At 68.6% G+C, this 22,070-nt stretch carries 20 protein-coding genes, 1 tRNA gene and 1 pseudogene; 11 read left to right on the forward strand and 11 right to left on the reverse strand.

From position 1 onward, the window contains the following. The first annotated feature begins 125 nt into the window (after positions 1 to 125). The 4 genes from QQK26_RS15105 to QQK26_RS15120 all read left to right on the forward strand — a co-directional run bounded on the left by QQK26_RS15105 (position 126) and on the right by QQK26_RS15120 (position 4,433). A complete protein-coding gene (locus QQK26_RS15105; RefSeq protein WP_284234249.1) occupies positions 126 to 707 on the forward strand; it encodes a hypothetical protein in 582 nt (193 codons plus the stop codon). Beyond that, positions 704 to 1,228: a S16 family serine protease gene (locus QQK26_RS15110; protein WP_284234251.1), complete on the forward strand. Its 525-nt coding sequence runs from the start codon at positions 704 to 706 to the stop codon at positions 1,226 to 1,228. The genes QQK26_RS15105 and QQK26_RS15110 overlap by 4 nt, the downstream gene beginning before the upstream one ends. An 84-nt stretch (positions 1,229 to 1,312) precedes the next feature. Next, entirely contained in the window at positions 1,313 to 4,240 is a 2,928-nt protein-coding gene (locus QQK26_RS15115) for a UPF0182 family membrane protein (RefSeq protein WP_284234253.1), read from the forward strand. A gap of 119 nt (positions 4,241 to 4,359) precedes the next feature. Next, positions 4,360 to 4,433, forward strand: a tRNA-Met gene (locus QQK26_RS15120). A gap of 153 nt (positions 4,434 to 4,586) precedes the next feature. On the opposite strand, the gene QQK26_RS15125 is transcribed toward QQK26_RS15120, so the two are convergent. The 6 genes and pseudogenes from QQK26_RS15125 to QQK26_RS15150 all read right to left on the reverse strand — a co-directional run bounded on the left by QQK26_RS15125 (position 4,587) and on the right by QQK26_RS15150 (position 10,664). Continuing rightward, positions 4,587 to 5,585: an IS481 family transposase gene (locus QQK26_RS15125; RefSeq protein ID WP_284234256.1), complete on the reverse strand. Its 999-nt coding sequence runs from the start codon at positions 5,583 to 5,585 to the stop codon at positions 4,587 to 4,589. A 267-nt stretch (positions 5,586 to 5,852) separates the two neighbouring features. After that, complete coding sequence (locus tag QQK26_RS15130; protein WP_284234258.1) at positions 5,853 to 6,890, reverse strand: L-idonate 5-dehydrogenase; 1,038 nt, start codon at positions 6,888 to 6,890, stop codon at positions 5,853 to 5,855. A gap of 1 nt (position 6,891) precedes the next feature. Further along, positions 6,892 to 7,665: an SDR family oxidoreductase gene (locus QQK26_RS15135; RefSeq protein WP_284234261.1), complete on the reverse strand. Its 774-nt coding sequence runs from the start codon at positions 7,663 to 7,665 to the stop codon at positions 6,892 to 6,894. A 16-nt stretch (positions 7,666 to 7,681) separates the two neighbouring features. Continuing rightward, a complete protein-coding gene (locus tag QQK26_RS15140; RefSeq protein ID WP_348520035.1) occupies positions 7,682 to 8,614 on the reverse strand; it encodes a D-2-hydroxyacid dehydrogenase in 933 nt (310 codons plus the stop codon). Between the two features lie 115 nt (positions 8,615 to 8,729). After that, entirely contained in the window at positions 8,730 to 9,359 is a 630-nt protein-coding gene (locus QQK26_RS15145; RefSeq protein ID WP_284234263.1) for an RraA family protein, read from the reverse strand. Positions 9,360 to 9,387: 28 nt separating this feature from the next. Continuing rightward, a pseudogene (locus tag QQK26_RS15150) lies at positions 9,388 to 10,664 on the reverse strand (Glu/Leu/Phe/Val family dehydrogenase). A gap of 465 nt (positions 10,665 to 11,129) precedes the next feature. Here QQK26_RS15150 and QQK26_RS15155 point away from each other — a divergent pair. The 7 genes from QQK26_RS15155 (at position 11,130) to QQK26_RS15185 (ending at position 17,728) form a co-directional block, all read left to right on the forward strand. Further along, a complete protein-coding gene (locus QQK26_RS15155; RefSeq protein ID WP_284234265.1) occupies positions 11,130 to 12,464 on the forward strand; it encodes an MFS transporter in 1,335 nt (444 codons plus the stop codon). A gap of 75 nt (positions 12,465 to 12,539) precedes the next feature. Then, positions 12,540 to 13,346: a 5-oxoprolinase subunit PxpA gene (locus QQK26_RS15160; RefSeq protein WP_284234267.1), complete on the forward strand. Its 807-nt coding sequence runs from the start codon at positions 12,540 to 12,542 to the stop codon at positions 13,344 to 13,346. A gap of 5 nt (positions 13,347 to 13,351) precedes the next feature. Then, positions 13,352 to 14,074 (forward strand): 5-oxoprolinase subunit B family protein, encoded by a 723-nt coding sequence (locus QQK26_RS15165; protein ID WP_284234269.1) that lies wholly within the window; start codon positions 13,352 to 13,354, stop codon positions 14,072 to 14,074. Further along, a complete protein-coding gene (locus tag QQK26_RS15170; protein WP_284234271.1) occupies positions 14,071 to 15,057 on the forward strand; it encodes a 5-oxoprolinase subunit C family protein in 987 nt (328 codons plus the stop codon). Before QQK26_RS15165 ends, QQK26_RS15170 begins: the two co-directional genes overlap by 4 nt. 34 nt (positions 15,058 to 15,091) lie before the next feature. After that, positions 15,092 to 15,886, forward strand: coding sequence for an SDR family oxidoreductase (locus QQK26_RS15175; protein WP_284234274.1), 795 nt, complete (start codon positions 15,092 to 15,094; stop codon positions 15,884 to 15,886). Between the two features lie 25 nt (positions 15,887 to 15,911). Further along, a complete protein-coding gene (locus QQK26_RS15180; protein WP_284234276.1) occupies positions 15,912 to 17,087 on the forward strand; it encodes a pyridoxal phosphate-dependent aminotransferase in 1,176 nt (391 codons plus the stop codon). 5 nt (positions 17,088 to 17,092) lie between these two features. Further along, positions 17,093 to 17,728 carry a TetR/AcrR family transcriptional regulator gene (locus tag QQK26_RS15185; RefSeq protein WP_284235381.1) on the forward strand — a complete coding sequence of 212 codons (636 nt, stop codon included), beginning with the start codon at positions 17,093 to 17,095 and terminating at the stop codon, positions 17,726 to 17,728. A gap of 49 nt (positions 17,729 to 17,777) precedes the next feature. Here the strand turns inward: QQK26_RS15185 and QQK26_RS15190 are convergent, their stop codons facing one another. The 5 genes from QQK26_RS15190 to QQK26_RS15210 all read right to left on the reverse strand — a co-directional run bounded on the left by QQK26_RS15190 (position 17,778) and on the right by QQK26_RS15210 (position 21,830). Next, positions 17,778 to 18,098, reverse strand: coding sequence for an ectoine synthase (locus tag QQK26_RS15190; protein WP_284234278.1), 321 nt, complete (start codon positions 18,096 to 18,098; stop codon positions 17,778 to 17,780). A 26-nt stretch (positions 18,099 to 18,124) separates the two neighbouring features. Then, positions 18,125 to 18,604 (reverse strand): hypothetical protein, encoded by a 480-nt coding sequence (locus tag QQK26_RS15195; protein ID WP_284234280.1) that lies wholly within the window; start codon positions 18,602 to 18,604, stop codon positions 18,125 to 18,127. A gap of 23 nt (positions 18,605 to 18,627) precedes the next feature. Beyond that, entirely contained in the window at positions 18,628 to 19,914 is a 1,287-nt protein-coding gene (locus tag QQK26_RS15200) for an ABC transporter substrate-binding protein (protein ID WP_284234282.1), read from the reverse strand. A gap of 52 nt (positions 19,915 to 19,966) precedes the next feature. Next, positions 19,967 to 20,782 carry a carbohydrate ABC transporter permease gene (locus tag QQK26_RS15205; RefSeq protein ID WP_284234284.1) on the reverse strand — a complete coding sequence of 272 codons (816 nt, stop codon included), beginning with the start codon at positions 20,780 to 20,782 and terminating at the stop codon, positions 19,967 to 19,969. 67 nt (positions 20,783 to 20,849) lie between these two features. Further along, entirely contained in the window at positions 20,850 to 21,830 is a 981-nt protein-coding gene (locus QQK26_RS15210; protein ID WP_284234286.1) for a carbohydrate ABC transporter permease, read from the reverse strand. Positions 21,831 to 22,070 lie beyond the last annotated feature (240 nt).

A 22,070-nucleotide genomic window follows, 5' to 3' on the forward strand; every position in this document is an offset into this window, starting at 1 on the left:
TTCGGTGCATCCGGGCATGGACCGGAATCGACCTAGGATGGGCGGTCGTGGCGTGCGCCCTGCGCGAACGCCATCGGCTTCGGGGGACCGCCGCGACCGCCAGCAGTGAGAGGACCCCGTCCGCCGTGACCGACAGCGCGAGCAGCAGCACCATCGAACCCCGACGTCCCGCATCCGCTCTCCGCTCCTGGATCGCGCTGGGACTCGCGCTCGTCGGCATCGTCCTGCTGGGAGCTCTGCCCGCGCCCTACGCGATCGACGGCCCCGGCCCAGTCACCGACACCCTCGGCAGCATCGAGGTCGACGGCGAGGAGGTGCCCCTCATCACGATCGAGGGCGCCGAGACCTACCCGACGGAGGGCCGCCTCGACCTGCTCACCGTCACGCGGGCCGGCAACCGCGAGCAGCAGCCGCGCTGGCTCGACGTCGTCGGCGCCTGGTTCGACCCGCAGCGGGTCGCCGTGCCGCTCGACACCGCCTTCCCGCTGGGCACCAGCACGGAGGCGGTCGAGCAGGCGAACGCCGCGGCGATGACGTCGTCGCAGCAGCGGGCCATCGCCGCGGCGCTCGTCGGCCTCGGCTACGACGTGGGCGCGGAGCTGACGGTCGGCACCGTCGCGGAGGGCTCGCCGGCTGCGGGCGTGCTGCGCGAGGGGATCGCATCGTCTCGGTCGACGGCGAGGCGTTCCTCAGCGTCGAGGCGATGAGCGCGACGATCGGCGAGCACGGCACGGGCTCCCCGGCGACCGTCGCGATCGAGCGCGACGGTGCACCGCTCGAGTTCGAGCTCACTCCGGTCGAGGGCCGCGGGGCGAGCGCCGACGCGGTGCTCGGCGTCGGCGTGGTCGCCGCCTACGACTTCCCGATCGACGTCTCCATCCGCATCGACCAGGTCGGCGGCCCGAGCGCCGGCATGATGTTCGCGCTCGCCATCACCGACGACCTCACGCCCGGCTCCCTCAACGGCGGCGAGCACGTGGCCGGCACGGGCACGATCACCGCCGACGGCGAGGTCGGGCCGATCGGCGGCATCCGGCAGAAGCTCTTCGGCGCCGAGGACGCGGGCGCCGAGTACTTCCTCGCCCCCGCCGACAACTGCGACGAGGTGGTCGGGCACGTGCCCGGCGACCTGCGGGTCTTCGCCGTCGACACGCTCGACGACGCGATGGCCGCCCTCGCGGCGATCCGCGGCGAGACGGATGCGGACGCGCTGCCGACCTGTGGCTGACCCCCCCAGCGCCCTCGGTACTCGTTCAGAGGCGGCACCTAGGATGGTCGGAATCACTTCCTCCCCCGAGCCAGGAGCACCCTCTTGACGTCGACCTCCTCCTCGCAGCGCCCTGCCCGATCGCGGACGGCCCTCGCCGTCACGGTCGGTGCTCTCGCGGCGCTCGTGGTCCTGTTCCTCATCTTCGCCGGCCTCTTCACCGACTACCTCTGGTTCGACCAGCTCGGATTCGCCGAAGTCCTCACGACCCAGTGGCTGGCCAGCGCGGCCATGTTCGCCGTCGGATTCCTCGGCATGGCGCTGCCGCTGTTCATCAGCATCGACGTCGCCTACCGCTGGCGGCCGGTGTACGCGAAGCTCAACGCGCAGCTCGACCGCTACCAGCAGGTGGTCGAGCCGCTGCGCCGTGCGGCGAGCTTCGGCGTGCCGATCGTGTTCGGCTTCTTCGCGGGCGTCTCCGCCGCCAACCAGTGGCCGACGGTGCTGCTGTGGATGAACGGCGGCAGCTTCGGCGAGGTCGACCCGCAGTTCGGTCTCGATGTCTCCTTCTTCGTCTTCGCGCTGCCGTTCCTGCGCGGCCTGGTCGGCTTCGCGAGCGCGGTCGTGCTGATCTCGCTCGTCGCGGCCGTGGCCACCAGCTATCTCTACGGCGCGATCCGCGTCGCCGGCCGCGAGGTGCGCATCTCCCGCACCGCGCGCATCCAGTTCGCCGTCACCGCGGCGCTCTACCTGGTGATCCAGGGCGTCAGCCTGTGGCTCGACCAGTATTCGACGCTCACCCGCCAGGGCGAGCTCATCACCGGTGCGACCTACGCCGACGCGAACGGCACGATCCCGGCGCAGCAGATCCTCGCCGGCGCGGCGATCGTGGTCGCGATCCTGTTCGTCATCACCGCGATCATCGGGCGCTGGCGTCTGCCGATCGTCGGCACGGCCGGTCTGCTCGTCGCGAGCCTCATCATCGGCCAGGGCTACCCGGCCCTGATCCAGACCTTCCAGGCGACCCCGAACGAGAGCGCCTACGAGGCGCCGTTCATCGAGCGCAACATCGAGGCGACCCGGTCGGCCTACGGTGTCGCGGACGTGCAGGAGGAGACCTACGCGGTCACCACCGAGCCGGAGCAGGGCGCCCTGAGCGACGACGCCGAGACCACGGCGAGCATCCGCATCATCGACCCAGCGCAGGTCACCGACGCGTTCGGCCAGCTGCAGCAGTTCCGCCAGTACTACGGCTTCCCGCAGTACCTCGACGTCGACCGCTACGAGATCGACGGCCAGATGCAGGACACCGTCATCGGCCTGCGCGACATCGACATGGGCAGTGTCAGCGGCAGCTGGGTCAACCAGTCGATCGTCTACACGCACGGCTACGGCGTGGTCGCCGCCTACGGCAACCAGCGCGCCACCAACGGCCAGCCGGTCTTCCTCGAGTCGGGCATCCCCGTCTCGGGTGCGCTCGGCGAGTACGAGCCGCGCGTCTACTTCGGCGAGACCAGCCCGGAGTACTCGATCGTCGGCGGCGGCGAGAACCTCGAGTTCGACTACCCCGGCAGCGAGGACGGCGAGGAGGACTCGTACTACACCTACACGGGTGAGGGCGGCCCGAAGCTCGACAACATCTTCAAGCGCGCGCTCTACGCCCTGAAGTACCAGTCGACCGATCTGCTCGTCTCGGAGTACGTCAACGACGACTCGCAGATCCTCTACGACCGCGACCCGGCCGAGCGCGTGCAGAAGGTCGCGCCGTACCTGACCCTCGACTCCGACCCGTACCCGGCGGTGGTCAACGGCCGCATCCAGTGGATCATCGACGCCTACACGGTCAGCGACAACTACCCGTACTCGCACATCGAGTCGCTCTCCGAGCGCATCGCGGACACGTACACCCCGTCGCCGACGCTGCCGCTCGACGACATCAACTACATCCGCAACTCGGTGAAGGCCACCGTCGACGCCTACTCGGGCGAGGTCACCCTCTTCGCCTGGGATGACCAGGACCCGGTGCTCGAGGCCTGGCAGAGCATCTTCCCGACCTCGCTCACCCCGATGTCGGAGATGACCGCCGAGCTGCTCGACCACGTGCGCTACCCCGCCGACCTGTTCAAGGTGCAGCGTGCGGTGCTCGGCACCTACCACGTGACGAGCCCCGGCACCTGGTACGAGGGCAACGACGCGTGGATCTCGCCGGCCGAGCCGACGCAGTCCGGCGACAATGTGCCGCAGCAGCCGCCGTACTATCTCTCCATGCAGGTGCCCGGCACCGAGGAGGCGAACTTCTCGCTGTACTCGACCTTCATCCCGCGGGCCACCGGTGCCAACACGCGCAACGTGCTCACCGGCTACCTGTCGGTGAACGCGGATGCGGGCACGGGTGCCGACGGTGAGATCTCGGAGGAGTACGGCCGGTTCAGCCTGCTGACCGTGCCGGGCGACGAGACCGTGCCGGCCCCGGCGCAGGTGCAGAACAACTTCAACGCGGACCGCACGGTCTCCACGGAGCTGAACCTGCTGCGCCAGGGCGACACCGAGGTGATCAGCGGCAACCTGCTGACGCTGCCCATCGGCGGCGGCTTCCTGTACGTGCAGCCGGTCTACGTGCAGTCGACCGGTCAGAGCGCCTACCCGGTGCTCCAGCGCGTGCTGGTCTCGTTCGGCGACCAGATCGCCTTCGAGGACACCCTCGATGCGGCGCTCGACGTCATCTTCGGCGGCGACTCCGGTGCGAACGCCGGTGACGACGACGTGCCCACGGTCGACCCGGAGACGGGCGAGCCCGCCGACCCGGGCACCGAGCCGACCCAGCCCGAGTCGGACTCGCTCCAGCAGGCGCTGGCCGACGCCCAGGAGGCGCTCACCGCCCGCCAGGAGGCGCTGACCCAGGGCGACTGGGCCGCGTACGGCGTCGCGGACGAGCAGCTGCAGGACGCGATCGAGCGCGCGCTCGTGGCCGGCGGCGACATCCCCGGCGGCGAGCCCGCGACGCCCGAGGAGGACGCGCCGGCAGGGGAGTGACCCCGGCCCGATGGAACGCCCCCGCTCCCTCCGGAGCGGGGGCGTTCCGCGTCCCGGGCGACGGAGATCGATCCGGACTTGCGCGCTGCAGGAATCCGTACTATGTTTATCTCTTGTGCCGCAGGGTGGAGCAGTTCGGTAGCTCGCTGGGCTCATAACCCAGAGGTCGTAGGTTCAAATCCTGCCCCTGCAACAAGAAGAAGGCCCGGTTCCGTCAGGAACCGGGCCTTCGTTTATACTCCCGCGAGTCCGCGGCTCCGGTCTGTACGGATCCGTCGCGCTGATCCGCGTCAGATGATGTGACGCGCTCGCCAGATCAGGCGACGCGACTTGAGCCGTGCAACGCCTAAATGTGATGTCCAGGGAGGTTGTTGGCGATTCTGCTGATGGGTGGGCCTCCGATTGCGGAGTGGTGCCTGTGGTGATTTAAGAAGTGCAGCCAGCTGGGGAGTGCTTCTCGCCGTGCTGTTTCTGAGGGATAGAGCTTCGCGTAGGCCCAGCCGTCAGCGAGGGTGCGGTGGAAGCGTTCGATCGTCCCGTTGGTCTGTGGCCGGTAAGGGCGGGTTTTCTTCGCGGTGATCCCGAGTGCCGTGCAGGCATCGCACCATGCGTAGGACTTGTAGGCGGAACCGTTGTCGGAGAGGAAGCGTTCGACGCTGACGCCGCGGTCGGCGAACCAGGAGACTGCGCGGCGCAGGACTCCGATCGCTGTTGCGGCTTTCTCATCAGAGCAGATCTCGGCGTAGGCGACGCGGGAGTGATCATCGATGACGGTGTGCACGAACGCGGTGCCCAGGCGAGGCTCGTAGCGGTGGTTCCGGCTTTGCAGGCGGGTGGCGGTGGCTTCACGGTTTCGTTCGCCCTGGACGCGGCCGACGAACCGCCATCCTCCGCCGTCGGGGATGTTGCCGAACTTCGTGACGTCGACATGGATCAGCGACCCGGGATGGTCGTGCTCGTAGCGACGGATCGGTTCGCCCGTGGCTCGGTCGATCGATGAGAGCCGGTTGATGCGGCAGCGCACCAGGACGGCGTGGACGGTCGAGGCGGGAAGATCGAGTTCACCGGCGATCTGGACCGGACCGAGCCGCCGACGCCACCGCGTTGTGACGATCCGCTTCACGATCGCCGGTGGCGTCTTCGTCGGCATCGACCGCGGCCGACTCGGACGATCGGTCATCCCGGCGGGTCCCTCCAACCGCAGCCGGGCCGCCCATTTGCGGGCAGTGACGGGCGAGACCATGAACATCTTCGCCGCGACCGACGGCGACCACCCGTCCTCGACGACCAAGCGCGCCAGCCGAAGCCGGGCGCGCGGGGTCAAAGCAGCATTAGCGTGGGACACGAGGGCCTCCTGGTTCGTGAAGCGGCTCCTTGAACAGCTCCACTTCACAACCGGAGGCCCTCGCCCCTCAGCTCCTCACGACCGTGTCGCCGAAACAACGTCCCTGGACATCACAGCTAGGAAGCGCAGGAGCGCTCGATCAGTGCTACCCAGAGACGTCGCTGTGCCCAGACGAAAGCAGCGTGTTCGCGTGAGGCCGCGGGTGGAAAACGGCGCAGCGTTGACTGAATGGGAAGCCGCACACCACGCAGATGCCTGGACCGTCGTTCATGCACCGAAGTCCAACAACACTTTGCCTGAGGAGGACGCGTCGGCAGCTATCTGGAGTGCCCGCACCGCCGCTGTCGCCGGCAGAACGTGCGTGACGACCGGGGCAACGTCGAGTGATCTGTCGCCAAGTGCTTCGAGCACGTCCTCGATTTCGTTGTGGAAGCGGAACGAGCCGACGAGCTCGAGTTCGCGGGTGATTGCGAGCGAAAGTAGCGCGTGTTGTTCTCCAGATGGGATGAGGCCGACCATGACGACGCGGCCTCCTCGGGTTGCGCCGCGCACCGCGGAGAAAAGTCCGCGCACACTCCCGGAGGATTCGATGACGACGTCGGCGTCGGCTACAGCAATACCTTCCGTATCCGTGGCCTGCAGCACGCGGGTTGCGCCGACGGCGGTGGCGATGTCGAGCGGCATCTCGTGCAGGTCGGTAGCGATGATCTCGGCAGCGCCGGCGCGCTTCGCGACTGCGACGCAGAGCGCGCCAATTGGACCACTGCCGATGACGAGCACGGACTTGCCGCGGAGCTCGCCGGCGCGGCCTACTGCGTGCCACGCGACGGCCGCCGGCTCGGCGATCGCCGCGGTGCGCAAGTCGAGCCCGTCAGGCAGGATGCGGAGCATCGATGCGGGCAGCACGACGCGCTCGGCGAAGGCGCCGGCGGTGTGAGGAAGGCGCGCGGCTGAGCCGAGGTAGCGCACGCCTGGAGAGAGGTTGGGTCGGTCAGCGGGGAAGCGCTCCGAGGCCTCGTCGCGCCGCGCAGGGTGCACGGCCACGGCCGTGCCGGCGGCCGGGCCGCTGCCATCGGCTGCGGTGCGCTCGACGGTGCCCACAACCTCGTGGCCGAGCACCATGGGCTCGCGCAGAACCGATTCGCCGGCGGCGCCGTGCTTCCAGTAATGGATGTCGGAACCGCAGATGCCGCCGTAGCGAATGCGTAGCACGACCTCATTAGGCGCGGGCTCCGGCAGCTCGATGTCCTCGTAGCGGACGTCGTCGACGCCGTGGACGACGATGGCCGGGGTGGTGTTGCTCATTTCAGACCACCACGCTCATGCCGCCGTCGACGAAGACGACTTGGCCGTTGACGAACGCGGAGGCGTCGGAGGCCAGCCAGACGGCTGGGCCGACGAGGTCGGTGGGCTTGCCCCAGCGGGTCGCGGGAGTGCGTCGCAGCACCCAGCCGTTGAAGTTCTCGTCGTCAACGAGGGCTTGTGTCATCTCGGTGTGGATGTAGCCGGGTGCGATCGCGTTGACCTGCAGGCCCTTTCCTGCCCATTCGGCGGTCATCGCGCGGGTGAGGTTGCGCAGTCCGCCTTTCGACGCCGTGTAGGGACCGATGGTGGGGCGGGCGAGGTCGGACTGGATCGAGCAGATGTTCACGATCTTGCCGCTGCCGCGATGCGTCATGCGTCGTGCAACGGCTCGACCGACGATGAAGGCGCTGGTGAGGTTGGTGGTGATGACGCGGGCCCAGTCGTCGAGGGAGACATCGAGCAGCGGCTCGCGGTGCTGCACGCCGGCGTTGTTGAACAGCACCTCGATGGGGCCGACTTCGTCCTCGATCGTGGCGACGGATGCCTCGGAGGCGGCGTCGTCGGTCACGTCGAAGGCGTAGGCGTGGATGCGGTCGTTGCCGTGCACGGCGGCGAGCTCTGCCCGTGCCGACTCGAGCCGTTCGGAGTTCGTGCCGTTCAGCACGATCCGAGCGCCAGCCTCGGCTAGGCCCTCGGCGATGGTGCGACCGATGCCGCGGCTGGAGCCGGTGACGAGCACGATGCGGTCGGTGATGTCGAAGGACGGGATGGTCATGAGGTGGCTCCGGGGGTCAGTAGAACTCGACGGTGTCGACGCGGTTCACGAGCTCGCGACCGTCGAGGAATCGTGTGGCATTATCGGCGAAGAGCTCGGCGATGCGTCGCTCCTCGGTGTCGGTGAGCGCGGCGGTGTGCGGGCTGACGAGCACGCGCGGGTGCCTCCACAATGGGCTGTCCTGTGGCAGCGGCTCGACGGCGAAGACGTCGAGGGCAGCGAAACCGATCCGTCTGTCGTCGAGGGCTGCGAGGAGCGCTGCCTCGTCGATGACGGTGCCGCGACCGACGTTGACGACGGTGGTGCCGGGGCGCACCGCGGCAAGCAGCTCGGCACCGAGGAGGCCCTCGGTGCTGGCCGTGCCGGGCAGCGTCGTCACGATCGCATCGGCGCGTGCCGCTTCGGTCACCAGCGCGTCCGTGCGCACGACCTCAGCGACCCCGGCGACGGGCGTCCCAGTGCGGCTTGCGCCGACGACCGTGGCGCCGAGTGCGGAGAGTAGGCGGGCGACTTCGGCACCGATGCCACCGAGGCCGAGGACGAGCACCCGGGATCCGGCGACCTGGCCCATGGTCCACCGGTCTGCCCAGACGCGATCGTGCTGCAGCTCATTCAGACGTGGAAGGTGCTTGGCGCCGGCGAGCACGCCGAGCACCGCGAACTCGGCCAGGGCGGTGCCGTGCACGCCCGCCGAGGTGGTGAAGGCCACCCGGGCGAGGTCGATGGTGTCGAGGCCGGCGGCCTTCACCTGGCCGCCGCCGCCGGCGGCCATGGTCTGCACCCAGCGCAGTCGGGGGTTCGCCCGCACCGTGCGGTGCAGGGCGACGGGGTCGACATCCGGGATCCCGTAGAGGATGTCGGCCCCGTCGATCATGGCCTCGTAGCGCCGCTGCTGCTCGGGGGAGCGCCGCCAGGCGGGATCCCCGGAGTAGTCCGCGGCGAAGCGCATCGGAGGCAGGAGGTCGGGCTCGTAGGCGAGGTCGAGGCGCGGCTCGAGCTCTGCGATCCGCGCCGCAAGGTCCTGGGGGAGGGGGCGGCGATGGCGACGAGGGGGCGCTCGCCGCTCATCGGGCGGCCTTGGCGGCCTCGACTTCGGCGTCCTTCTCCGCTTCGAGCGCGACGACGGCGTCGGCTGCCGCGAGAACCTCCTCGGCGCGGGCCTGGGGGATGACGATGACGCCGTCCTCGTCGGCGACGATGATGTCGCCGGCGTTGACGACGACGCCGCCGATCGCAACAGGTTCGCCGATCACGCCGGGGCCGTTCTTCCACGGTCCTGCCGGGTTCACGGCTCGGGCGAACACCGGGAAGCCGAGGCGTTCGATGATGGCCTTGTCGCGGGCGGCGCCGTCGACGATGGCACCGGTGGCGCCGAACAGGTCGAAGCGCTGGGCGAGGTTGTCGCCCAGGATTGCGCGGCCGTCGAAACCGCCGGCGTTGATGGCGAGGAAGTCGCCCGGCTGGATGTGGTCGAGCGCCTCGATGACGGCGAGGTTGTCGCCGGCGACGGTGAGCACAGGCAGGGCGGAGCCGACCGCGTAGGCGCCGGTCCAGATCGGGGCGATGCCGCCGTCGACGATGTTCAGGCGTCCGAAGGCGTCGCCGAGGTTAGCGACGGAGTGGACGCGGAAGCGCTCGAGCAGTTCGGGGGCGGGGCGCTGCCAGGTTGCGGCAATGCGGATGTTGTCGGTCATCGTGGTCTTCCTTCGGGGGCGTTGCGGTTCAGGGGTAGAGGCCTCGGCTGAGGTGCGCGTCGGCGACGCGCTCCACGGCGGTGATCATGGCGGTGCGCCGCAGACTGCGACCGGTGCGCTCCGACCCGGCACGGACGTCGTCCCACGCTGCGATCATCCGCTGGCGCAGGCGCTGCTCGACGACCTCGAGTGGCCAGCGGTAGGTCTGATTGGCCTGTGCCCATTCGAAGTAGGAGACGATCACGCCGCCCGCATTGGCGAGGATGTCGGGCACGACGAGGACTCCGCGCTGCTCGAGGGCGGCGTCCGCGGCAGCGGTGGTGGGGCCGTTGGCGGCTTCGACGATGATCGGCGCCTGGATGCGGCGGACGTTGCCGTCGTGGATGACGCCTTCCACGGCCGCCGGGACGAGGAGATCGACCGGTAGCTCAAGCAGCGCCTCACCGTCGATCGCGTCGGCACCGCTGTAACCGACAACACTGCCGGTGCGATCGACGTGGCGTGCGACAGCCTCGATGTCGAGGCCCAGGTCGTTGCGCAGCGCTCGAACTGATCGCTGACCGCGATGATGCGCACACCCGCCTCGGCGAGGAACAGCGCCGCGCTGCGCCCCACCTTGCCGAACCCCTGCACCGCGGCGCTCGTGGCGGCATAGCGCAGCCCGCGGGAGCCCAGGGCTGCGAGTGCGACGTGGGCGACGCCCCGGGAGGTAGCGGTGGCCCGTCCGAGTGAGCCGCCGAGGCTGACAGGCTTGCCGGTGACCACCCCGTGTACGGTGTGGCCCTGGGTGACAGAGTAGGTGTCCATCATCCAGGCCATGGTCTGCTCATCGGTGCCAATATCGGGCGCAGGGATGTCGCGCTCCGGACCGATGATCGGCAGGATTTCGCTCGTGTAGCGTCGGGTGACTCGCTCGCGTTCGGCGACGGAGTACCGGGAGGGGTCGAACGCGACGCCTCCTTTGGCGCCTCCGTATGGCAGGTCCATGAGCGCGCACTTCCAGGTCATCCACATCGCCAGCGCACGCACTTCGTCCAACGAGACCTGCCGGCTGAAACGCACCCCGCCTTTCGCCGGGCCGCGCGAGTAGTTGTGCTGCACCCGATAGCCCTGCAGCACCTCGACGGAACCGTCGTCGCGTCGCAGCGGTACCCCGACAGCGATCTCACGGCGGGGCATGGCGAGCAGGTGCAGCAACCCGTCGTCGTAGCCGAGAGCCTCCGCAGCCTGCGTCAACTGGGTTCGGGCGTCATCGAGTGGAGTGGGTGGGGCCTGGGCCGGCACCGTATCGATCACGGACATCATCGCTCCTGCCGATCGGACGCTTATCTGCGAGCAAAGTCGCAATTAGTAGAGCAGTGTGCACCGACGAACCGACCGGCGCAACCCCTCTGGCAATGCTCCTCCCGGCCGTGAATCCCTTTTCATTCAAGCCGAAACATGCTCGAAACAGGTCTTTTACCTGGGCGTCGTCATTGCTCCTTGCGCTGACTGAAATGCGACCGTAGTCTCATCTGCAATCCGGTCCCCGCCGGACCACGATGTCGACGCCGACCCGGGAGGAGCCTCCAATATGCGCCGCTCGCTCCCGATGCTCCACCGGCTGTCCGCCATCCCGAACTCGCGGCCCACCCCCTCCGGCACCACCCCGTGCCCTGCCGCCGCGATCCGTCGCGCCTGCACGCCCACGAAGCGAGTCGACGCCGTCACCTACGAACCCGCACCATTGACCTGAACCCCTCACGGGTTCCCCATCTTTGAGGATTGAGCATGAGCACTTCGGACCGTCTCGACACGACTCAGGTCGCTGTCGTCACCGCGGACGGAAAGGTCGTGCGCCGCGCGACCGTCGCCGGCGCCATCGGATCGTTCGTCGAGTGGTACGACTACGGCATCTACGGCCTGCTGGCCACCTACCTCGCCATCAACGTCATGGGCGGCGCCGAAGTCGGCAGCCTGTTCCTGACCAACATCGGCTTCCTGGTCAGCTTCATCGCACGCCCCTTCGGCAGCGTGATCTGCGGCTACCTCGGCGACCGCATCGGCCGCAAGGCGCTGCTGTCGACGCTGCTCATCCTGATCTCCGGTGCGACCTTCGCCATCGGATGCATCCCCTCGCAGGACGTCATCGGCGTCGCCGCGCCGATCCTGCTCATCGCGCTGCGCGTGCTGCAGGGCTTCTCCGCGGGCGGCGAGGTCGCCGGGGCGATGGCGTTCGTCGGCGAGTACGCCCAAGACGCCAAGCGCAACTTCGCGATGAGCTTCATCGCCGTCGGCTCCTTCTTCGCCCTCATGTTCGGCAGCGTCTTCTCGGCCGTGCTCATCACCACCCTCGGTGACGCGAGCATGGAGGCCTGGGGCTGGCGCATCCCGTTCCTGTTCGCCGCCCCGCTCGGCTACATCGGCTTCTACATCCGTCGCCGCATGGAGGAGACGCCGCACTTCGAAGCGCTGCGCGAGCGCAAGGCCGTCGCCCGCAACCCGCTGCGCGAGGCCTTCGCGCAGAAGGAGCACCGCCGTGCCATCGCACTGACGATCTTCCTGCCCGCGTTGAACGGCCCCGGCTACTACCTGCTCTTCGCGTACATGCCGACCTACCTCAAGACCTCGCTCGGCGAGAACAGCTTCTCCCTGGTCGACGCGCTCGTCGTGACCGCTTGCAGCCTCGTGGCGATCATCATCGCCATCCCCCTCATGGCGCGCCTGTCCGACCGCATCGGCCGCAAGCCCGTGCTGATCATCTCCGCCGTTGCCGTCGCCATCGCGGCGTACCCGGCATTCAGTGCGATCACCACCGGGCAGATGGGTCTCGCCATCGTCGGCGCCGTCGTCATGGCGCTCGGCTTCTCCGGCCACGCGGCCGTCGTGCACACCGTGCTCACCGAGCTCTTCCCGACCACGGTGCGCTACAGCGCGTACAGCATCGGCTTCTCGATCTCGACGATCATCTTCGGCGGCAGCGCCCCGCTGGTCATGACGGAGATCATCAAGGCCACCGGCAGCAGCGTCGTCCCCGCCTACGCGGCGATCATCACTGCCGCCATCACGCTCGTCACGACCCTCCTGCTCAAGGAGACCAAGGGGCAGTCGCTCCGCGTCGAGTGATCCACTGGTGCCGGCGCCCGAATGGGTGCCGGCACCGCCGGCCCCGCACCAACCCGCAACACACCAGGAGAGACCATGGTCAACCACTCCGTCGCCGTCGTCGCCGACCTCGGTGAAAGCTACGGCAACTACGTCATCGGCGACGATGAGGCGCTCCTCGGCCTCGTCACCGCCTCCAATATCGCCTGCGGCTTCCACGCCGGCGATCCGAGGGTCATCGACGCCACGGTCAAGGAGTGCGTCGCTCGCGGCATCGAGCTCGGCGCTCACCCGGGCTACCCCGACTTGGTCGGCTTCGGCCGCCGCCTCATCGAGGCCAGCGAGGAGGAGATCCGCACCGACGTGCTCTACCAGATCGGCGCCCTCGACGCCTTCGCCCGCGTGCACGGCGGCACCATCAGCCACGTCGCCCCGCACGGCCGCATGGGCAGCATCGCGCAGACCGACCTCAAGCACGCCCGCGCGATCACCGACGCGGTCGCCGCCTACAACAAGGACTACATCGTCGTCTGCCAGCAGGGCGTGCTCGCCGAGGAATCGCGCAAGCGCGGCCTCGAAGTCGCCTACGTGTTCCTCGCCGACCGCGGCTACGGCGCCGATGGCTGGCCCGTCGCCCGCAGCCACCCCGGCGGCCTCATCCACGACCCCGAGCTCATCGGCCAGCGCGTCGTCCAGGTCGTCACCGAGGGCACTGTTGTGACCGTCGACGGCGAAACCGTGCCACTCGGCCACGACGCCGACGTGGTACTGCTGCACGGCGACCACCCGCAGGTCCTCGAGAACGGAACCCGCCTGCGCGCGGCCTTGGCGACCGCAGGGGTGCGCGCCACGGGCCTGCGCGAGGTGCTGCAGGAGAAGGCAGCTCGCGCCGGGCGCGTCTGAGCATCATGCCGATCCTGCGCGAGACCGTGACCGTCGAGCCCTACGGGGACTCGGCGGTCATGGTTTCCATCCCCGCCCCCGACGCCGCGGCCCGCCGCTGCGAGATCGTCGCCTTCCGTAGCCGCCTCTTGGCGCGCCGGCCGCACGGCGTCGTCGACGTGGTCTCGGGTCTGGAATCGCTGCTGGTCTCCTTCGACCCGCTGGTCACCTCCTTCGAGCACGTGGAGTACGCCGCACGCCTGCTCGCCGAGCTGCCCGACAGCGGGACAGGTGCGGCGCAACCGGCCCGACGTTTCGCCATCCCGGTGCTGTTCGATGCGGAGGCGGCTCCCGATCTCGACGAGGTCGCCGGCGAGCTCGGCCTCACGGCCGACGAGGCCATCGAACGCATCTGCCGTTCGCAGTTCAGCATCTCGTTGCTGGCGGCGGCCATGGCGCCCATGATGGACGGCTTGGACACGCCCCGTCCCGTGCGCCGCCGCGCGGAGCCTCGCACTGACGTGCCGGCCGGTTCCATCATGATCGCCGGTGTCAACGCCATCATCCAGCCGTTCCCCGGACCGACCGGCTGGCGCGTGGTCGGCCGTACGCCGCACACGATCGTCGACATCCACCGCGAACGCCCCGTCAGCTTCGACCCTGGAGACCTCGTGCGCTTCACGCGGATCGACCGTGCTGGAGCGGCGCGCCTCGACGGGGCGTTCCTCACCGAGGAGGGCGTTTCGTGATCGACTTCGCGCTCACCATCACCGACACCGGCTGGCTGACGACGTTCCAGGACCTCGGCCGCCGCGATGCGGAGCGCCTGGGCGTGCCCTCCGGCGGCGCAGCCGATCAGCACTCCGCCGCAGTGGCGAATCTCCTCGTCGGCAACACTCGTGACGCCGTCCTGATCGAGTCCATGGGCGGCGAGCTGGCCTTCGTGCCCGAGCGCGACGTGCTCGTCGCGGTCACCGGCGCGCCCTCGCGCGTCACCGTGGGCGGCGCCGACGTCGTCCAGTGGTCTCCGGTGCTCGTGCCCGCGGGCGCTGAGATGCGCATCAGCGAGACCCCGTTCGGCATGCGCGTCTACGCGGCCGTCGCGGGTGCCCTGGAGACCGAACGCTTCCTCGGTAGCGCAGCACCTGACGCGCGGATGGGGTTCACCCAGCAGATCGCGCGCGGCTCGCGCATCGTGCTGAGGAGCTGGTTCGCCGGCTTCCCCGGTGCGACTTTCCCGCAAGCGCTCTTCCGCCTCCCCGTCCCCGTGCCGACGTTCCCCGCTGGGCCCTGGGCGATCGACGCGGTGCTTGGACCGGATTCGGCGCGTATCCGCGGCATCCGCGAGCTCATCGAATCGTCGACCTACGCCGTCACGGACCGCTCGAACCACGTGGGACTTCGGCTCAACGGGCCGGTGCTGCACCCCGAGGGCGATGACGAGATCGTCTCGCACGGAGTGCCGATCGGCGCCCTCGAGGTACCGCACGCCGATGAGCTCATCGTGCTCGGCCGGTACCGGACGCTGACGGCCGGCTACCCGATCGTCGGTTTCGCGACCAGGACGGCGCTCGCTCGACTCGGGCAAGCCGGGCCCGGTCGTGAGCTGCGCTTCCGGTGGGTCGAGCGCAGTGCCGCTGCGCATGCCGCCGCCACCGCCGAAGAGTCGTTGCGAGTGCTGGAGACCAGCGTCCACTCGGCCTTCGACGCGCTCGCCCCCGCACGTCTGTAAAATAAGAAACCATTCGCATTTAGTGGAGGACGATATGACTGCGAAGTCGCAGGGACCGATCGCTGTCGTTACCGGAGCCGGCTCGGGCATGGGATCGGAGACCGCGAAGGTGTTAGCTGCCGATGGCGCCACCGTCGTGCTCGTGGGCCGTCGCCTCAGCCCGTTGGCCGCGGTCAAGCATGAGATCACCGCCGCCGGTGGAACAGCGCACGTGCGCGCCGTCGACATCACCGACGCCACCGCGGCCGCGACGCTCGTGTCCTGGGTGGAGGACCACCTCGGACCGATCGACGTCCTCGTCAACAACGCGGGCAGCTCCTCGCCGGTGCAGAACCCGCAGTACATCGATGACGACCAGTGGGCGGGCGTCATCGACGTCAACCTCGACGCCGTCTTCCGCCTCACCCGCGCGGTGCTGCCGTCCATGCTGGTTCGCGAGACCGGCACGATCGTCACCGTCTCGTCGCTCGCCGCCGTCACGCCGAACCTGCTCGGCGGCGCCGCCTACGGTGCGGCGAAGGCTGCCGTGCGCAACTTCATGACGTTCCTGCACACGACGTTCCGCAACCAGGGCCTGCGCGCGATTACGATCCTGCCCGGCGAGACCGACACCCCGATCCTCGACAACCGTGCGCAGCCGCCGAGCGCGGAGCTGCGCGCCAACATGGTGCAGCCGGTCGATGTGGCCCGCACGATCGCGCTGGCCGTCGCTCTGCCGCAGCGGGTCGTGCTGCAGGAGATCGTCGTCGCTCCCACCCGGCAGCGCGACGTCGCCGCCGATCTCGAGATCAGCCGCTGGACCGGTGCGCCGGCCGGCGCCCGCCCCTGACCCGCTCCAACCGATCGGAACCATCATGAGCATCACCACGACCGCCCCCTCATTCACCCCGTCCGAGGCCGTCGACCGCATCGAGCGCGCATCGCGCCGCGTGCAGCAGCCACAGTCGACCGGCGATCTCGTCTCGCTCGCGATGGGGGAGCCAAACTTCGACACCCCCGCCGTTGTGCGCGAGGCTGCCGAGGCAGCCCTGGCAGCCGGCCGCACCCACTACTCGCCGCTGTACGGCGAGCAGAGCCTGCGCGACGAGATCGCCGCGCAGCTCACCGACCGCATCGGTGCCGCGGTCTCCGCCGCGGACGTGCTGATCACCCAGGGCGGCACGGGCGGTCTCGGAGCCGCGCTGCTATCCCTCGTCAGCCCCGGCGACAAGGTCGTCATCCCCGACCCGACGTACTCGCTGTACGCCGACCTCGTCGCGATGGCCGGCGGCGAGCTCGTCCCGGTGCCGCTCGGCGACGACCTGCACTGGGATCTCGACGCCCTCGCGGCGGCGCTGCGGGGCGCCCGGCTGTTCGTGTTCTGCAACCCGTCGAACCCCACCGGCATCGTCCACAGCCGCGCTGAGCTCGAGGCCCTCGCCGGCATGCTCGACGGCACGGAGACGATCGTCGTGTCGGACGAGGCGTACTCCGAACTCGATTTCACCGGTGAGTCGTTCACCTCGGCGATCGACGTGCCGGCGCTGCGCGAGCGGACGATCTACTGCCAGACCTTCTCCAAGACCTACGCGATGACCGGATGGCGGGTGGGCTACCTGTGGGGACCGACTGACCTCATCCGCTCGGCGGCACGCGTGCACAACACCTTCAACGGCTCCGTCAACACGGCCGTGCAGGACGCCGCCCTCGCCGCCCTACGTCACGCCGGATCCGATGTCGCAGCCATGAAGGAGGCCTACCTGCGCCGTCGGGAGCTGCTTACCGAGGCGCTCAGCGGCGTTCCTGGGCTCAGCTTGAGCAGCCCGGAGGGGGCGTTCTACCTCTTCCCGAAGTACGACTTCGACATGCCTTCAGTCGAGGTCGTCGCTGCGCTGCGCGAGGCCGGGGTCGCTGTGCGGCCGGGCTCCGAGTTCGGTGCGGCCGGCGAGCACCACCTGCGGATCTCGTATGCCGCCAGCGAGGATGCGTTGCGCGTCGGCGCCGAGCGCCTGGCAGCGGGGATCACCGCGCTACGCTCGTCCCAGCGGTGAGGGCGATGCGGGGCGGTCGGGAGCCCTCGGCGCCGGACGCCCCGCCCCGCCCCCGGAGGAGGAACGTGCGCAGCGACACGGAGCGCAACCGTCGACGGCTGATCCGCGCGGCCGCGTACCTCGTGGCCCGTCGCGGACGAGCCGTGAAGATGACCGACGTCGCCGAGCGCGCCGAGGTCTCCACAGCGACGGCCTATCGGCACTTCGGCTCCGTCGAGGAGATCGTCGCTGAGTTCCGCACCGACGTGGGCCGGCAACTGCTCGAGTTCAGCAATGCTGAGCGCGCGACGGGCGTGGCGCGCCTACGCGCCGTGTGCGGAGAATGGGTGCGCCTGACCGTCAAGCACGGCGGCGCCATGGTGCACACCCGATCCGAGGACGGGTACCTGCAGCGTCTACGGGCAGGAGCAGGGTATCTTTCGGCGCAGGCGGAGGCTCTTGCAGAGCCGATCTCGTCCGCGACCGCGGAGCTCGGCTTTCCCGACCCAGGTGACATCGGGCTGTTCCTGTGGAACATCCTGTTCGACCCGCGTGAGATCTTCGACCTGCGCGACACCGAGCTGCTGGACGACGAGCAGATCACCGAACGGCTCACCGGAGCGTTCCTCGGCGCCCTCCAGGGCTGGTCGAACCGGCTCTGACCGGGCATGCGAAGAGGGGCCGTCGATCGACGGCCCCTCTTCGCGTTGATCAACGCGACGGTGTGCAGCTCACCGCCATGACCAGGCCGGCCGGTCCGACGGCGTGGTGGTACTCGTGCTCACGCGGCAGATACACGGCGTCACCGGGGCGGAACTCGTGCACGGTGCCGTCCGGCAGCGTCTGCGTCGAGCCGCCGTGCAGACAATAGAGCACGCTCTCGTGCTCGCCGTCCCCGCGCGCTTCGTGCTCGAAGCCCGCTGCGATCGAGGTGATGTGGAAACTGAAGGACGAGCCCTGACCCTCCTGCGTGATGAGGCGGTGGCTGTACTCGATGCCCGGCTTCAGCTCGATCGTCGGGACGTCCTCCACGCGCGACCAAGCGATCCTGTCGACGCTCACGACCCAGCTCCCGCCAGGAACACGTCGCCGGGTTCCCACCCCACGGCGTCGCCGAACGGTAGGGCTCCGAAGCCGAGGCGGTTGCCGCGCGTGTAGAAGTGCGGGGTCCAACGACCGCCGTCCGCGGAACGGTAGACGGTGTTGGACTCGCCGACGAACTCCCCGGGGCCGTCCGGACCGAGCTCGAGGACCGCGAAGAGGTCGGCGAGCGAGGCGTCGTGCGGCAGCGACGGTGCGAGCGCTGCATCGTCGGTCCACTCCGCGAGACGGAGGTGGTGCACGTCGCGCGGAGGCTGCGCCTCGACCCGCTCGTCCCCGAAGAGCCTCAGGAAGTTGGGTCCGACGTAGGTGACGGTGAACGCCCCGAAGGACGTGCCGAGCGCGACTCGATCGCGCACGGCGAAGGCCTCGCTGCGGGGCAGCTCGATGCTGCCCTGGCGCTCCAGCGCCGGCGCCGCAGTGGTGCTCTGGGTCATAGCGGTGATTCCCTTCGTGATGGTCAGAGGTAGCGGTCCGCGTCGGAGAACAGGGCGCTTGCGGCCTCGGCGGGCGACATCCGCCCGTACGCCACCTCCTGCGAGAAGCGGGTGAGCGAGGCCGTGAACTGCTCGGACGTCTCCGGCAGCACCGGGGTGGGACGGGTGGGGTTCGAACGCTCCTCGTTGAGGTAGGCGATGATCTCCTGGTCGTCCTCCGACAGCAGCGGGGCGATGCCCTCGGAGACCGACGTCGGGGTGGGCGTGCCCATGCTGATCTTCGAGATCTCCGCGGACTCGAGGTCGTTGACCAGCGTGTTCAGCAGCGCGGCCGCGACCTCGGGGGCGGGCGTATTCGCAGCAGCGGTCACGAGCAGGGCGGTGTAGAAACGCCAGTCCTCCGCGACACCGTCGATCTCGGGGTAGCCCAGCAGGGCGAGACCGCCGTCGCGCAGCACACCGGCCTGATTCAGGTGGGTCGCGCTGGAGAGGCGGATGGCGGCCTTGCGCGCCACGAGCAGGTCGTTCGTGAAGCCCTGCGAATCGCTCTCGATCTGCACGTCGGGCGTCGGCGCCACGCCCTCGTCGCGCAGTGCGGCCCAGTACTCCCACCAGTCGACGAGCAGATCCTCGTCGAAGCCGAGCTGGCCTTCCTCGTCGAAGAGCTCCTGGTCGTGCTGGCGCACCCAGGCCTCGAACGGCCGCTGCGTGATACCGACGGTCGGATCGATGATCCCGTAGTAGCCCTCGTCGGTCCGCGCCATCTCGCGGGCGAGATCGGCCAGATCGTCCCAGCTCTCCGCCGAGTACTCGATGCCGCGTTCGTCGAAGACGACCTGGTCGATGAGCACCGCCTGCCCGTTGAAGTGAGAGGGCAGCGCGTACACGGTGCCGTCGTACTCGCCGTAGGGGAGCCAGTCCTCGCCGATGTTGTCGACGTCGATCTGCTCGCCGAGGTAGGGGGTGAGGTCGAGCAGGGCGCCGGCTCCGGCGTAGCGGCCGAAGTGGGTGTCGGTGAGCCAGAACACGTCCGGGAGGTTGCGGGAGGCGGCATTCGTGGTGAGGCGTTCGAAGTACGGCCCGCGGTCGGCGAACTCCATCGTGGCCGTGACATCGTCCTGGGTCTCGACGAAGCCGTCGAGCACCTCCTGGTAGAGGTCGGCTCGAGCGACCTCACCCCAGACCGAGACTGTGAGATCGACTTCGTCTGGACGTCCGGTGCTGCCACCGGCCGAACAGCCTGCGAGGAGGCCGGCCGTTGTGAGGCCGGCGACCGTAGTGAGGATCGTGCGTGAACGTCGTCGTGTCATTGCAGTGTTCCTTTCGAATGCGGTGCGGGAGGGGTGATGCGGGGGAGTGCGGTCACTTGAGGCCGCTCGTCGCGATGCCGTTGACCAGGTGGCGTTGCGCGAACAGGAAGATCAGGAAGACGGGTAGCAGGGACAAGCACGACATGGCGAACATCGGCCCCCACTGCGAGGCGCCCTCCGAGTCGAGGAACGCGTTGAGCGCGAGGGGAACGGTGTAGCTCTCCCGCGAGTTCAGGTAGAGCAGCGGCGAGAGGAAGTCGTTCCACGTCCAGATGAAGGTGAACGCCGCGGTGACGACGAGCGCCGGGCGCATCAGGGGGAGCAGGATGCGCGTGAAGACGGTGAAGGGACCGCATCCGTCGATCGCCGCCGCATCGTCGAGGGTGCGCGGCAGGCCGCGGATGAACTGCACCATGAGGAAGGTGAAGAACGTGTCGACAGCCAGGAACTTCGGGATCAGCAGCGGCAGGAACGTGTCGACCATGCCGAGGTTGTTGAAGAGGATGTACTGCGGCACGAGGATCACCTGGAACGGCAGCATGAGCGTCGCGAGCATCGCAGCGAAGAGCAGCTTCTTGAACCGGAACTCGAGCCGGGCGAAGGCGTACGCCGCAAGCGTGCAGGAGAAGAGATTGCCGACCACCGAGATCACGGCGACGAGCGCGGAGTTGCCGAGGAACAGCAGGAAGGGGAACCCGACCGCATCCCAGCCGACGACGTAGTTGTCGAGCGTCCAGGCGCTGGGCAGCCCCGGGTTCGAGAAGATCTCGTCGTTCGGCTTCACCGAGCTGACGACCATCCACAGCAACGGGTAGATCATGCCGATCCCCACCGCGATGATCGCCACGTGGGCGAGCACACGCTTCATGGACCAGCCGCGGCGGGGGCGAGGCGAGGCGTTCGAGCGACGAGCAGGGGTGACGAGAGCCACGGGGTCAGTCCTCTCCGTAGTGGACCCAGCGGTTCGACGTCGCGAACGCCAGCCAGGTGAACAGGGCGATGATGAGCAGCAGGATCCAGGCCATGGCGGACGCGTAGCCCATGTCGAAGTCACGGAAGGCCTTCTGGTAGAGGTACAGCGTGTAGAACAGTGTCGAATCGACCGGACCGCCGGAGCCACCCGAGACGATGTACGCCTGCGTGAAGGTCTGGAAGGCGCCGATCATCTGCAAGATGAGGTTGAAGAAGATGACCGGGCTGATCATGGGGATCGTGATCCTCGCGAACCGGGTCCACCGCCCGGCGCCATCGACCGCTGCGGCCTCGTAGAGCTCCGACGGCACCTGTCGGAGTCCCGCGAGGAAGATCACCATGGGTGAGCCGAAAGTCCAGACGTTGAGCGTGATGAGGGTGCCCAAGGCCAGCTCCGGCGTTGCGATCCAGTTCGGGAGGTCCTCGAAACCCGCCAGGCCGAGCAGCTGGTTGAAGAGCCCATCTGCGCCGAAGATCTGACGCCACAGGATCGCGATCGCAACGCTCGTGCCGAGCAGTGACGGCAGGTAGTAGACGGACCGGTAGAACGCCAACCCGCGAAGGCCCTGGTTGAGCAGCACCGCGATCCCGAGCGCGAACGCCAGTTGCAGCGGGACCGAAACGACCACGTACGTGAAGGTGACCCCGAGCGAGGTGAGAAAGCGCGGGTCATCGGCGAATATGCGCGCGTAGTTGTCAATGCCGACCCACTCCGGGGCGCGGAGAAAGTTGTAGTCCGTGAACGACAGCAGCAGCGACGCGATCATCGGCCCGAGCGTGATACCGATCATGCCGATGAGCCACGGCAACAGGAACACCAGGGCGACGAGGCTGCGACGTCGCCGTCGCGGCGGAGGAAGTTTCACAGGGAGCTGATCCAGTGGTGCAGAGGGAGCTGCCGAAAGGTCGTCATCGATTTCGGTCTCGAGCATGCGTTGCTTCACCGTGCCTCCTTTGGCAGACCTCCACAGATTGAAGATGCGACTCCAGTCCGTATTGAGAGATCACTCTCAATTACTAGGTGGCCCCCGTCAAGGCTTTTTTAGAAGCTGCATGACCCTGGAACGCGGGCGAAACAATGCCGAAACGACAACGCCTCGGGAGCGAGCGCTCTCCGGCTGAACGTCCTTGACGAGGGTGAAACGGGAACCTAATCTCATCTGCATCATCGATGACGGCGCGGT

The organism is Arenivirga flava (genome assembly GCF_030161575.1).
Lineage (GTDB): Bacteria > Actinomycetota > Actinomycetes > Actinomycetales > Microbacteriaceae > Arenivirga > Arenivirga flava.